This is a genomic window from Bacillus sp. FSL R9-9497, assembly GCF_038005805.1.
GTDB classification, from domain to species: domain Bacteria; phylum Bacillota; class Bacilli; order Bacillales; family Bacillaceae_G; genus Bacillus_A; species Bacillus_A cereus.
In genome coordinates, this window is record NZ_JBBOTY010000001.1 from 1,773,940 (window position 1) to 1,788,108 (window position 14,169).

Genomic DNA, 14,169 nt, shown 5'->3' on the forward strand with positions numbered 1-14,169 from the left:
ACAGGAGGAATAGAATGAAGAAATTATATAATGCGGCATTTATTTACTTAATTATTGGTTTATTATCAGGTGTATTTGCAAGAGAGTATACGAAAGCACAAGGAATTAAAGGATCCACAATGTTGCAATTAGTGCATACACATGTATTAGTGCTCGGTTTTGTATTCTTTTTAATTGCTTTAGCTTTATGTAAAGTGTTTCATGTACAAGAAACAAAGAGCTTTTGTGCATGGTTTGTTGTTTATAATGTAGGAGTAATCTTTACTATTGCTACAATGCTATGGAGAGGTCTTTTACAAGTAAATGGAACTGACTTTTACGGTTTAAGCCATATGGCTGGATTAGGTCATATTATTATAAGTATCGGGCTCGTTTGGTTTATGATTTTGCTCAAAAAGTCTTTTAAATAGATAGGAGTGGGAAGAGTATGATAGCACTTTTATCAAGTATTTTAGCGGTTTGTATGGCTGTTGGTGTCATGTTTCTGCGCTTTAAAGCAGCGAAAAAACCGGTAACGAAAAAGAAAATTATATTGCCGCCAATTTTTATGAGTACTGGAGCAATGATGTACTTTTTACCGGAATTCCGATTAACGTCGTTAGAAATAATAGAAGCAATTATTGCAGGGCTTATTTTCTCTGTATTTCTTATAAAAACAACGAAGTTTGAAATAAGAGACGAACAAATATATATGAAACCGTCAAAAGCATTTATATTTATTTTAGTCGGATTATTAGCTGTACGAGTAGCGTTGAAATCATATTTAAGTCAATCGATTGATTTAGCGGAGTTAAGCGGAATGTTTTTCTTACTTGCATTTGCGATGATTGTGTCGTGGAGAATTGCGATGTATCGCTCGTTTACTAAATTAGAAAAGACAATAAACAGAGCTGGAATTTCTATATAGGAAATCCAGCTCTGTTTATGTTTTATTGAAATTCTTTAGCGCGGAACTCATTTGCTTAATTTTAAACGTATTTGAGCATCTTGTAATGCAACTGGTGTAACGTTAAGACCATTAGGATCAACAATTTTTGTATTTAATAAAATGGAATCTAGGCTTCCACGAAATGTTTCTGTATAGTTTTGGCGCAACATTTGTTGTTCTTGTTTTTCATCAACTGTTAATCCAGATGTTCTTTCTTTTTTTGATAATTCATTAATACGGAATAAAATGTTTTGCATTTTGTTCACCTCTTATTTTAAAATAAATTAGTGGCTTACCAATTTATAGTTATTGTAACTTGTTTAGTAGTTTGTGTCAATACTATCTAAAATTAAGTTAAAAATTGACGAAAAATTATAACAATAATAGAATGAATTGTATTGATGATTAGTTTCACAAGCATACATAGAACACTAGGAGGATTATTATGAAATCAACATTTTTTTCTCAAAATAGAGAACGATTAGCAAACACATTACCAGAGGGATCTATTACGATTTTATTTGCGGGACAAGCACCGCATATGTCAGCTGATGCACATTATAAATTTGTACCGAATCGTAATTTTTACTACTTAACGGGAATCGATGAACCAAATGTTATTTTTATGCTGAAAAAGGTTGGGAATAGTGTAGAAGAGACACTTTTCATTGAAAAGTCAGATCCAGTAATGGAAAAATGGGTTGGGAAAACAGTTTCTAGCGAAGAAGCAGAGGGAATTTCAGGTATAAAGAAAGTTGTATATTTAGATAGCTTTGAAAAGACAATGTCAAATATACTCTTTACAGAAAATGCGAAGCATTTATATTTAGATATAGAAAGTCGTGAGTGGAATGGTACGGAGACAAAAACATTAGCATTTGCTAAACATGTAAGAGAAAAATACCCACACGTAACAATTGGTAATGTATATCCGAACATTTGTGAATTACGAGTATTTAAAACAGAAGAAGAAATTGAAATTATTAAAGAAGCGATTGCTATAACGAAAGACGGTATTTACAACGTACTTAAGCATGCAAAAGCAGGCATGATGGAGTATGAATTAGAAGCACAATTTGATTTTACACTGAAATCATCTGGCATTAAGCACCATGCGTTCAATACAATTTTGGCGAGTGGGAAAAATGCTACAGTTCTTCATTATGAAGATAATGATGCACAAATTCAAAATGGTGACTTAGTATTACTAGATTTAGGTGCTCAAAAAGACTACTATAACGCTGATATTAGTTATACATTCCCGGCAAATGGAACATTCTCTAGTCGCCAAAAACAAATTTATAATATTGTATTAAAAGCATTAAAAGAAACAACAGAGATTATTAAGCCAGGATTAAAGTTCGATGCATTAAATGAGCATACAAAAAAGGTACTGGCAGAAGAGTGTAAAGCAATTGGTTTAATTCAAGAAGATGAAGAGTTATCAAAATACTATTATCATGGTGTCAGCCATTTCCTTGGTTTAGATACACATGATGTAGGAACATATAAAGATAGAGTGTTAGAAGAAGGTATGGTTATAACAATTGAACCTGGTTTTTATATTGAAGGAGAATCAATTGGAATTCGTATTGAAGATGACATTCTTGTAACGAAAGACGGGTATGAAAACTTGTCAAAAGATATCATTAGGGAAGTTGAAGAAATTGAAGAATTTATGAGTGTAAATAATGAACATGTAAAAGGAAACCGAGCTGTAGTTAAATAATAAAAGAGTCATCACTAATTTATTTGAACTTTATCTCGAATCGTGGACAATTAAAAAATCCATGATTCGGGATAGGGTTCTTTTCTTCGAAATACTAATCTTTAATTATTAATCCTAATAAAGTAGCAAACTGAACAGCTTGATATGTCGATACTTTACATCCTCTTAAATCGTTCACTGAAACTGTAAGTGTATCAAAGGTAGAAGAACTAATATCTATCCCCTTCAGTGATGTCTGATCAAAATTAGCTTCATCAAGACTACATAATTGGAATTCAACTTTTTTAAGTTTACAGTCAAAAAAATCTGCATTATTTAATGAAGTTTCATTGAATATGATTTTTTCTAGTTTAGAATTTCCAAATGCCGCTAAATTCAAAATTGAATTCTCAAATTTAACATTTCCTAAGCTAGATCCTGTGAAATTTACTCCGATTAATTTACTGTTTTTAAATTCGACTCTGTGAACAGAAGAATTGCTTAAATTAACATTTGATAAATCACAGTTTTCAAAACAAACATCTGTAATATCAATATTGCTAAAGTCTGTATTAGTAAACTTACAGTTTTTTATCACCGCATCATATAACCGCACTCTATCTACAGATTCATTTTCGAAAGTGGAGTCTATAATTTCACACACTTCCAATGTTGGATCTTCTTCATAAAAAATATCTTGAAAATTCTTTGAAGATAACTCTGGTGAAATTTTTGGTCTATCAATTTTCATCGTATATCAATCCTCTTCTATTTGATATATTTGTGTAATTTGAGTCCATTGTCTGTGAGGAACATTAGTTCTTATTATACAGAAATCTAAGTTCTTTTGTGAAGAGCATTTTAGCTACATTTTTCTTATTTAATAATAGCAGTGTTATTGTTTCTTAAGAAATAACGTCAAAACAAATACGAGAACGGCTAATATAGTCGCTACAAGGAAAGCATTTTGTATTACTAAAATATTCGTCTCTTGTAATGTCTCCGCTTTTAGTAATTTTCCAATTAGCTTACGTAAGATCTAATTACATCTCCTTATTTTCTTGAAAATCAAGTTCTATAATGATTTTGAAAAAGGAGGGATTTTCCATGAAGCGATTTGTATTAAAAGCTGTTACGGTCTCTGTAATATTTTTAATTGCTGCATGTTCTTTGGCCACAAATACAACAAATGATCATAAAAATATGAATGATAACAAAACACTACAGACTGAAACAGCTACAACACCATTGAAGGTTGAAAAAGGGCCAGAAGTTACTTTAATAGCGAAAGAAGAAAAGCAAAAATTAAGTAACGGTGTTATTGTTCCAGTCTGGACATTTAATGGCTCATCTCCTGGTCCAGAAATTCGGGTGAAAAAAGGTGAAAAGGTGAAAGTGACATTAAAAAATGAATTATCTGCACCAGTATCTATTCATTGGCATGGATATCCTGTCCCAAATAACATGGATGGAATTCCGGGCGTGACACAAGATGCAGTTGAACCAGGAAAAAGTTTCACTTACGAATTTGAAGCGAACGTACCAGGAACGTACTGGTATCATTCGCATCAAGATTCTGTAAATCAATTAGATAGAGGTTTGTATGGAGCGCTCATTGTAGAGGATACAAAGGAAAAATATGATAAAGATTACACATTACTGTTGGATGAATGGGTTACAGATAAAGAAGAAATTAAAAAGCAGTTAAAAGAAATGACAAAAGGGCAAATAGGTAATAAATCTAAAGGTGATGAAAATACGAAAAAGAATGATGATAAGAACGGCATGGATCATTCTGGTATGGACATGGGCAGTGATCAAAAAGACTCTGGCAATATGGCAGGAATGGACCATGGAAATATGAAGATGGAAGGTCATGATATGAGTATGTATGATTTATTCACAATCAATGGAAAAAGCGGTGATTTAGTAGTGCCATTGAAAGTGAATAAGGGAGATAAAGTTCGTCTTCGACTTGTTAATGCTGGTTATCTATCACATGATATACATGTTCACGGTCATGATATAAAAGTAATTGCGACAGATGGTCAACCAATAAACAATCCAAAAGTTATAAAGGATAAAGTAATTTCAATCGCACCGGGTGAACGTTATGATATTGAATTTACTGCTAATAAAACTGGGAAATGGTATGTTGAGGACCATTCAAAAAATAAAGGTGCAAAAGGAATGAAAGCTGTTATTGAGTATGATGGCAGCAAAGAGATGAAAGATAAAGCAGATGAAAAGGGAAAATTAGCGAAATTAGATATGACGAAATATGGTGTTAAAAAATTAGGTAGTTTCACGTTAAATCAAGAGTATACTGCCACATATAATATGGACTTAAATACGCAAATGAATGAAAATGAAATGGTATATACAATTAACGGAAAGGTATTTCCGGATATTGACCCAATTCAAGTAAAAAAGGGTGATTTAGTAAAAGTGAAGTTGGTAAATCGTTCTAAAATGGATGATCACCCAATGCATTTACATGGGCACTTCTTTCAGGTGTTGAGTAAAGATGGAAAACCGATAGAAGGTTCTCCAATTGTAAAAGATACATTGAACTTAAAACCAGGAGAAGAATATGAAGTAGCCTTTGTAGCAGACAATCCCGGTGAGTGGATGTTCCACTGTCACGACCTACATCATGCTTCAGCAGGGATGGTAACGGAAGTGAACTATACAGATTATAAATCTGACTATGTTCCAAACCAAAATATTCCTAATAAGCCAGAATAATAGGAAGCAGTTATCCTATGGATAGCTGCTTATTCATTTTTGTTGCAAGTACTAATGTATATGTTGATTATGCCCAGGTGAAGGCGCAGGAGTATGATCTGGGAATGTCGCGAATACGGCAACGATAATTACTACACTAATTGAAAGTAATAACAAAAAACGCTGTTGGATAAAAGTAGAAAAGTTCTCCGATAACAATTGAATCACACAGGACATAGTAATCGTTATAGTAAGTAAAAGGCTAATGAACAATATACTATGAGCTTGTTGAGCGTTTAACATTTCTGTAATCATTGCTCCCATCATACTTGCCATTAATCCAGAGAACATTCCTTCTAAAGCAGTATATAGGTGAAAACGTAGACCCACTAAAAAACCGATAAAACCACTAATTAAAATAGCAAGTAAAGTAGAATATAGTAATTCCCCCTTAAAGAGAATGCCTAAGTAAAAACCAATACTTAAACCGATACTCATACTAAAAGACATAATAAATACCATATACTCCATTAGGGTACCCTTACGTTTAGAAATATTGGATGCAATAAGAATTGAGGTACAGCAAAGTGTTAGGGCAGTTAATGTATAAACAAACATTATGATACCTCCTTGTCCTATCGTTCATTTCATCATATGTGTACTTATGATAATTTATATCTGCATATTATCTGCACAATTTCATAGATGTAAGCAAAGGAACGCTTGATTTTTTAGGGCGTCTTTTTTAATTGTAAGCATGTGAAAGAAATTGTTATATTATGAGTTTCTATTGTGAAGCCATAAAGAATAAGCGTATAATATTATAGGTCTCCCATTTGCGAGACAAATCGCGAATGATAAATAAGATTGTTGTTTTATCATCGCTTCTAAACATATAGACAATGAAAGTAACACTGGAATACAGATAGGGAGTTATAAAATGAAATTAATTATTGCCGAGAAACCAGATCAAGGGTTGGCTCTTGTTTCACAGTTTAAATATCGCCGGAAAGATGGATATTTAGAGGTAGAAGCGAATGAGTTATTTCCAAATGGAGCGTACTGTACATGGGCAATTGGTCATTTGACGCAGTTATGTAATCCAGAGCATTATCACGCAGAGTGGAAAAAATGGTCACTTAATACATTACCGATGATTCCAGAGCGTTTTCAATTTGAAGTAACAAAGTCAAAGTATAAGCAATTTAACGTTGTGAAACAGCTGTTACATAATCCACAGGTAACAGAAATTATTCACGCAGGCGATGCTGGGCGTGAAGGGGAACTAATCGTACGAAATATTATTAATCTTTGTAACGTGCAAAAGCCGATGAAGCGTCTATGGATTTCGTCTTTAACGAAGCAAGCTATTTATCAAGGGTTTAAAAATTTACTTGACGAATCAGATACAATTAATACGTATTACGAAGCATACACAAGATCTTGTGCTGACTGGGTTGTTGGTATGAATGCATCACGTGTGTTTAGTATTTTGCTAAAGAAAAAAGGAATGAATGATGTATTTTCTGCTGGTCGTGTCCAAACACCAACGTTAGCATTGATTGTAAAGCGTGAGAAAGAAATTGAAAACTTTAAGTCAGAGCCTTTCTGGGAAGTGTTTGCAACCTTTAATATAGAAGGAAAGAAATATGACGGGAAATGGGAGAAGGATAATGAATCCCGCTTAAAAGACCCTGATATGGCGAATAAAATTGCGGCATTTTGCCAAGGGAAACCGGCTGTTGTGAAGGAAATGAAAACGGAGCGTAAAGAGTTTCAGCCGCCGCTTTTATTCAACTTATCATCACTGCAAGCAACGGCAAATAAAGCCTTTAAGTTTTCACCGAAAAAGACGCTTGATATAACGCAAGCACTCTATCAAAAAGGGATTGTTTCTTATCCACGTTCAGATTCTAACTATGTTACTCAAGGAGAAGCAGCGACGTTCCCTGATATTTTACAGAAGTTAAGTCAGTTTGATGAATATAAAGGTTTATTACCGGCTCCGGTTGAATCCATTATGAACAATAAGCGTTATGTAAATGAAAAGAAAGTAACAGATCACTACGCGATTATTCCGACAGAGCAAGTTACAAACCCAAGCAGACTATCAGGTGATGAAAAGAAAATATACGATATGATCGTAAGAAGGCTTATTGCAGCTCATTATGAAGTTGCAATCTTTGACTATACAACGATTGTAACGCTTGTAGATGAACGTGCTGAATTCATTTCAAAAGGAAAACAGCAAATTCAAGAAGGTTGGCGTAAAGTTATTTTCCAAGACGATAAAGATGACGAAACCATTCTTCCAATTGTAGCTGAAGGTGAAGAAGGAAAAGTTGTAAAGGTGAAAGTGAAAGAAGGAAAAACACAGCCACCGAAGCGTTATACAGAAGGACAACTTATTACGTTAATGAAAACAGCTGGTAAGTATTTAGAGAATGAAGAGCTAGAGAAGGTATTGAAGAAAACAGAAGGTTTAGGTACGGAAGCGACCCGCGCAGGGATTATTACGATGCTGAAAGACCGTAAATATATAGATGTAAAGAAAAACCAAGTGTATGCGACTGATAAAGGAAAAGTATTAATTACCGCAATTGGTGACAAAATACTAGCTTCACCGGAAATGACTGCGAAATGGGAACAACGTCTTGCGGAAATTGGTGAAGGTACAGCTTCACCAGCAACTTTTATGGAACAGACGAAAAAGCTATCAGCTAAAATTATTGAAGACGCAGTGGAAATGTCTGAGAAGTGGGATTTCACGGGACTACATGTTGAATCGATTGAACGAAAAGGATCGAAATTTACAACGGGTAAAAAGGTTGGTAGCTGTAAAAAATGTGATGGCGATGTAATTGATAAGTCAACGTTTTACGGTTGTTCTAACTATAATACAACGCAATGTGATTTCACCATTTCAAAGAAGATATTAAGTAAAACAATTTCGCAAAAGAATATGACAAAGCTCTTAAAAGGTGAAAAGACTGATTTAATTAAAGGCTTTAAAAAGGGCGAGAAAACGTTTGATGCGAAATTAGAGTGGAAAGATAATAAGATTAATTTTGTATTTGAGAATTAATTTGTTAAAAGAGCATGACATAAAATTGTCATGCTCTTTTGTTTTTCTTTGATATAAAATTTAACGATAAAAAAAATCCTTTAAATAATAATTTTTTATTGTAAAACGATAAATTTTGTATTAAAATCAAAATCATAATAAATGAGTGAGGTGCTTTTGTTAAAAGGTAACAACCTTATTTTAAAATTAGAGGAGGTATAACTATGAACAGTAACAATTTGATTGTTAAAAATATGGATAACCCCCATGAGTTGGAGAAGATGTATAGAAAAGATCCGAAAGCTTTTAAAAAATCATTCTCACAAGCATGGGACCAAAACCCTGATTCTCAAATTCTAGGTGCTTGGTATGAAAGGTTGCATTTCAAGGAGAAAGTAAATAAAGAAAAAACATCTTTGTTTCAAAAAGGTTTCTTATTCATGGGCCTTTTAGCTATTCTGGCCGGCATAAGCACCAGGATCATTTTCCACTTTGTTGAGCAGGAAGCAATTGCTCCAATAAACTTGGCTTTTGGTGTAATTCCCTTTATTGCTGCTTATTTTGTTTACAATAATAAGCCGAAAAAAAGTATTATTTATTCCCTTATAGCGTTATTCCTAGTTTCCGGGGTGTATCTTAATACGTTGCCAATAAATTATAAAGACAGTACCATACTTGCTTATTTACATCTTCCTATATTTTTATGGGTCTTAGTAGGGCTTGCGTTTACAGGAAATGAATATTCAAAAGGCAGTACAAGATTAGCCTATATTAAATTTAATTTAGAATATTGTCTTCTCTATGCCAGCATGGCAGTGAGCGGAATGATACTAGCGGTATTCACCATGCGTTTATTTAGCTTTGTTGACTTAGATATAGGAGAGTTCTATTTTAGTAATGTTGTTTTATTTGGAGCAGCCGCTCTCGCTATTGTGACTGCATACTTAGTATCAATGAATCTTAAGCTTGCTAAAAATATTACACCATACATATCTAAAATTTTTAGTCCTCTCGTCCTGATCACCTTGCTTATCTATCTTATAACGGTAATTTGGGTCGGGAAAAATCCATTCTTGGATCGCAATTTCCTAATGGCCTTCAACGGAATACTGCTTGGTGTATTGGCTGTTACTATATTTTCTATCGTTGAGAGTGACTCGGACGAGAAAAAGAACATTTCAGATTATATAAATTTTTCCTTAATTGTTTTGGCACTTATTATTGATACTGTTGCATTGTCAGCCATCGTATTTAGACTTTCTTCTTACGGGATTACACCTAATAGACTAGCTGTTTTAGGTGTAAACATACTGATCTGGGCAAATCTAATTTGGATTATGTTTTCCTATATGCGTTTCTTGCAAAATAAATCAGGACCAAAAGCTATCCAAGATGCCGTTACGAAGTATTTGCCAATATACGGACTTTGGGCAGCTTTCGTTATATTTACGTTTCCTATCATTTTTAATTAGAAAGGATCTGTTAATGTAACGAAAAGTTAATTCTCTATAACATATAACATTTTTAGAGCCCATCGATTTATAATGGATATTATTACGTTTGTAGTTTCGGTAATTTCATTTGTATTGATAAATAAGAAGTAAGTGTTGTATGTAATCTTTCCATAATAAAAAACGTCCCAAAATGGGACGTTTTTTATTATGCATATTGCCGTTTTTTCTTAATAAGCAACAAAACTTGTGACACACAAGCTAGTACCGGTAACTCAATCAATGGTCCAATAACGAGTGCAAGTGCGATAAGAGGTTCGTCTGGAAAAGCGGTCACAGCGATAGCGAGTGCAACAGGTGAGTTTCTTGCTAACGTTGTTAAGCTTAGACTTACTGTATCTTTGTAAGATAAATGCATCATGCGCCCGATAAATTGTCCTAGTAAAAAATTAATGATGAAGAACAATAGAACAGGAACGAGTAATAATAAAACAACATTCATATTTTGTAGTAAATATTTACCTTGTGATGCAAACATCGCTACTATTGCTAAACTTAAAAATACAATTTGAGCAGAGCTGAAAAACGGAATGAGTTTATTCTCGAGAGGTTCAGCTTTTTTCATTTTATTCATAATGAACTTTGTAGCGTGTGCAAGTATAAATGGTAAGACGATTACGATAACAATACTTTCTACTAAAACAGAAACCGCTACAGTTTTCATGACACCAGCAAATAAAAATAAATAAATGGGAAGGAGCAGTACTTGCAAAATTAAATTTACAGGTAAAATTGCAGTAGAAAGTGCTACATTACCTTTCGCTATTTCAGTAAAGATTAAGTACCAATCTGTACATGGAGTAACCATTAACATTATAAATCCAACCCAAAGTGCTGGATGATCGGAAAGAAATAGTGCCCCTAACCCCCAAGCGAGTAAAGGTGTCCATAAGAAGTTAATAGTAAGACTTGTTCCAGCAAATTTTAAATTGCGAAATCCGTTTTTTATTTCTTTTAATGGGATGCTGAGGAATAATCCATATAGCATGAAGAATAAGAAGGGGACAATAAATTTGTCTGAATACGTATGTATCATATTAAATTGTCCGAGTACGATGCCGCATGTAACAGCAAAAAGAATAATAAAAGTTTGAATCTTTTCTATAGTGCTCATGAATAAATCCTTTCTATATATGAATTTTCCTCTCTAAGTTTATTATACAAGTAATAAAGATGTATTTGGTGTTCAATTGTATCTCGCTTAATATTTTTAAGTCGAGATTTTATTTTTCATTAAAAGTTACTTGACTAAAGTAAGTGGCTATATTACAATCACTTACATAAGGTAATTAAATAACAAAAAGTTGCAATGGCGTAACTTAAGGTATCTATTGGAACTTTTTCTTAGAATAAGAATTTTTATGATGATGAATAATGAATATGAAAAGAAAGATTAGGTGAAGAAAATGGGACTATTTAGCTCATTATTTGGTAAAAAAGAAGAAAATACGACTGTAGAGGGGAATAAAAAAATGTCGAAAGTATTATTTGTAAAAGCAAACGATCGTCCAGCGGAGCAAGCAGTTAGTTCAAAAATGTATGAAACATTTGTAAGTACTTATAAAGAAGCAAATCCAAATACAGAAATTACGGAATTAGATTTATTTGCATTAGATCTTCCTTATTACGGAAATATTGCGATTTCAGGTGGATATAAACGTAGCCAAGGTATGGAGTTAACAGCTGAAGAAGAGAAGGCAGTTGCTACAGTAGATCAATATTTAAATCAATTTTTAGAAGCTGATAAGGTTGTATTTGCATTCCCATTATGGAACTTTACAGTACCAGCACCATTAATCACATATATTTCATACTTATCTCAAGCTGGAAAAACGTTTAAATATACAGCAAATGGCCCAGAAGGTTTAGTTGGTGGTAAGAAAGTAGTTGTGTTAGGTGCTCGTGGTTCAGATTACTCTTCAGAGCAAATGGCTCCTATGGAAATGGCAGTTAATTACGTAACAACTGTACTTGGATTCTGGGGAATTACAAATCCAGAGACAGTTGTAATTGAAGGACACAATCAATATCCAGATCGTTCACAACAAATTGTTGAAGAAGGTCTAGAAAACGTTAAAAAAGTAGCAGCAAAATTTTAATTCATGATAGTAAATGGAAAAACCAACATGGATGACTATGTTGGTTTTTTAGTCTATTTTTCATGTTAAAAAATGTATATTTATAAAATAAAAGAAAAGTTCGAAAATAGTATTGCAAAATATTATATAGCAAACTATAATGAATTCAAGAATAGTTGATACTTAAATTAAATATTCAGAAAATTCAATTAGTTAAAATTGGAAAATGAGATAAGGAAACTTGAATGGGGGTTATATTATGGCGAATAAAGTACCGTTTTCGTTCATAGTAGTTATTGGATTAATGTTATTTGCACTATTTTTTGGAGCGGGAAATTTAATTTTTCCAGCGATGCTTGGTCAATCAGCTGGAGAGAATGTATGGATTGCTAACGCTGGATTTTTAGTAACTGGTGTTGGATTACCATTACTAGGTGTACTAGCATTTGGTTTTTCAGGTAAAGATGATTTGCAGTCGTTAGCTAGTCGTGCTCACCCAGTGTTTGGGATTGTGTTTACAACAGTTTTATACTTAGCGATTGGTCCGTTATTTGCAATACCAAGAACAGGAAATGTTTCTTATGAAATTGGTCTTAAGCCGTTTATGCCAGAAGGAGTAGGTTCTACACCTTTAATTCTTTTCACAATTATATTCTTTAGTATCACTTGTTTTTTTTCGCTAAATCCCGCGAAAATTGTCGATATTGTTGGAAAAATCTTAACGCCAATTAAGTTGACTTTCATCGGTATTTTAGTAATCGTTGCTTTTATACATCCGATTGGAGATATGCAAGCACCAGTGGAAGCTTATACATCACATGCATTCTTTAAAGGATTCCAAGAAGGATACTTAACGATGGATACGCTAGCATCATTTGTATTCGGGATTATCATTATCAATGCTATTAAAGAAAAAGGTGCGAAAACGAAAACACAAATTATGGTCGTTTGTGCAAAAGCGACAATTATTGCAGCATCTATTTTAGCAATTATCTATACAGCACTTTCTTATATGGGTGCTTCAAGTGTTGCAAAGCTTGGACATTTAGAGAACGGCGGAGAAGTATTAGCGAAAGTTTCTAACTACTATTTCGGATCATATGGCGGAGTATTATTAGGATTAATGATTACAGTAGCTTGTTTAACAACTAGTGTGGGACTTGTATCAGCATGTTCTTCATTCTTCCATAAGTTATTCCCAAATGTTCCTTACAAAGCAATTGCAATTACGCTATGTGTATTTAGTGCAATTGTTGCAAACGTAGGATTAACACAATTGATCGCAGTTTCTGTTCCAGTATTAACAGCAATTTATCCACTAGCAATCGTATTGATTTTCTTAACATTCTTCCATTCATTATTTAAAGGAAGAGCTGAAGTTTATCAAGTAAGCTTAATCGTAACATTTATCATCAGCTTATTTGATGGATTAAGTGCAGCTGGAGTTAACATTGAAGTAGTAAGCCAAGTGTTCACTAAATTCCTTCCGATGCAGGAAGTAGGATTAGGCTGGATCTTCCCAGCGATTATCGGTGGATTTATCGGATATGGCATTAGCATTTTAAAAGTGAAAAACCAAGTTCAACCAGCAACTAGAGCGGATAAGAAAATAGGTTAAATAAAAAAAGTTATAGACTTGTTTCTATAGCTTTTTTTGTTACTATTAATAATGAGAAAAAATAAAGTAGTAGGGGAAATAAAATGAAAAAAACAATTGATCATATCGGAATCGCAGTTCGAGATATAGATCGTTACGTAAGTGAAGCTCCTGGTGTGGAAAGCGAAGTAGCCATTCTTGAAGTAGATGGAGATAGAATAGAATTACTTGCACCGACGAATAATACGACATCTCCAATTGCCCGTTTTATTAAACAAAAAGGTAAAGGTGTTCATCACGTTGCGTATCGAGTAGATGATTTAGATGTGGCTTTAGAGGAATTGAAAGAACAAGGAATTCGAACGTTAGAGCATACACTTCGGATTAATAAGCACGGTAGAAGATTAATATATCTTAACCCAGCGGATACAGAAGGAACGATTATCGAGTATTGTGATTATCCGGAAGAGCAATAGAAGAAGGATATTTTTAAAAAGGTGTTACGTTATTACGTAACACCTTTTTATTTATGCATTTCACATTTTCTTCACAAATG

At 33.4% G+C, this 14,169-nt stretch carries 13 protein-coding genes; 9 read left to right on the plus strand and 4 right to left on the minus strand.

What is annotated here, in order from left to right:
• Positions 1-14: 14 nt before the first annotated feature.
• On the plus strand, positions 15-410 hold the full coding sequence (locus MKY21_RS09230; RefSeq protein WP_341076008.1) for a DUF2871 domain-containing protein: 396 nt from the start codon (positions 15-17) through the stop codon (positions 408-410).
• A 17-nt stretch (positions 411-427) separates the two neighbouring features.
• A complete protein-coding gene (locus tag MKY21_RS09235) occupies positions 428-907 on the plus strand; it encodes a CcdC family protein (protein WP_098906283.1) in 480 nt (159 codons plus the stop codon).
• 47 nt (positions 908-954) lie between these two features.
• Here the strand turns inward: MKY21_RS09235 and MKY21_RS09240 are convergent, their stop codons facing one another.
• The gene (locus MKY21_RS09240) at positions 955-1,185 is read right to left on the minus strand and encodes a DUF896 domain-containing protein (RefSeq protein ID WP_001179616.1); all 231 of its coding nucleotides are present in this window, start codon (positions 1,183-1,185) and stop codon (positions 955-957) included.
• 188 nt (positions 1,186-1,373) lie between these two features.
• Between MKY21_RS09240 and MKY21_RS09245 the strand changes: the two genes are divergently transcribed.
• Positions 1,374-2,657 (plus strand): aminopeptidase P family protein, encoded by a 1,284-nt coding sequence (locus MKY21_RS09245; protein ID WP_341076014.1) that lies wholly within the window; start codon positions 1,374-1,376, stop codon positions 2,655-2,657.
• A 94-nt stretch (positions 2,658-2,751) separates the two neighbouring features.
• Here MKY21_RS09245 and MKY21_RS09250 read toward each other — a convergent pair whose 3' ends face one another.
• Positions 2,752-3,387: a pentapeptide repeat-containing protein gene (locus MKY21_RS09250; protein ID WP_000687273.1), complete on the minus strand. Its 636-nt coding sequence runs from the start codon at positions 3,385-3,387 to the stop codon at positions 2,752-2,754.
• Between the two features lie 356 nt (positions 3,388-3,743).
• Between MKY21_RS09250 and MKY21_RS09255 the strand changes: the two genes are divergently transcribed.
• On the plus strand, positions 3,744-5,384 hold the full coding sequence (locus MKY21_RS09255; RefSeq protein WP_341076016.1) for a multicopper oxidase family protein: 1,641 nt from the start codon (positions 3,744-3,746) through the stop codon (positions 5,382-5,384).
• 51 nt (positions 5,385-5,435) lie between these two features.
• Here the strand turns inward: MKY21_RS09255 and MKY21_RS09260 are convergent, their stop codons facing one another.
• A complete protein-coding gene (locus tag MKY21_RS09260) occupies positions 5,436-5,981 on the minus strand; it encodes a hypothetical protein (protein ID WP_341076018.1) in 546 nt (181 codons plus the stop codon).
• Between the two features lie 322 nt (positions 5,982-6,303).
• Here MKY21_RS09260 and topB point away from each other — a divergent pair, with 322 nt between their 5' ends.
• Both topB and MKY21_RS09270 read left to right on the plus strand, forming a co-directional pair.
• Positions 6,304-8,448 carry a DNA topoisomerase III gene (gene topB, locus MKY21_RS09265; RefSeq protein ID WP_000766771.1) on the plus strand — a complete coding sequence of 715 codons (2,145 nt, stop codon included), beginning with the start codon at positions 6,304-6,306 and terminating at the stop codon, positions 8,446-8,448.
• A gap of 203 nt (positions 8,449-8,651) precedes the next feature.
• Positions 8,652-9,899, plus strand: coding sequence for a DUF4153 domain-containing protein (locus MKY21_RS09270; RefSeq protein ID WP_341076019.1), 1,248 nt, complete (start codon positions 8,652-8,654; stop codon positions 9,897-9,899).
• A 187-nt stretch (positions 9,900-10,086) separates the two neighbouring features.
• Here the strand turns inward: MKY21_RS09270 and MKY21_RS09275 are convergent, their stop codons facing one another.
• Complete coding sequence (locus tag MKY21_RS09275; RefSeq protein ID WP_044795731.1) at positions 10,087-11,052, minus strand: arsenic resistance protein; 966 nt, start codon at positions 11,050-11,052, stop codon at positions 10,087-10,089.
• Positions 11,053-11,344: 292 nt separating this feature from the next.
• Between MKY21_RS09275 and MKY21_RS09280 the strand changes: the two genes are divergently transcribed.
• The 3 genes from MKY21_RS09280 (at position 11,345) to MKY21_RS09290 (ending at position 14,089) form a co-directional block, all read left to right on the plus strand.
• Positions 11,345-12,037 (plus strand): FMN-dependent NADH-azoreductase, encoded by a 693-nt coding sequence (locus MKY21_RS09280; protein WP_000522529.1) that lies wholly within the window; start codon positions 11,345-11,347, stop codon positions 12,035-12,037.
• A 238-nt stretch (positions 12,038-12,275) separates the two neighbouring features.
• Positions 12,276-13,634, plus strand: coding sequence for a branched-chain amino acid transport system II carrier protein (brnQ, locus tag MKY21_RS09285; protein ID WP_001284783.1), 1,359 nt, complete (start codon positions 12,276-12,278; stop codon positions 13,632-13,634).
• Between the two features lie 83 nt (positions 13,635-13,717).
• Entirely contained in the window at positions 13,718-14,089 is a 372-nt protein-coding gene (locus tag MKY21_RS09290; protein ID WP_341076023.1) for a VOC family protein, read from the plus strand.
• Positions 14,090-14,169 lie beyond the last annotated feature (80 nt).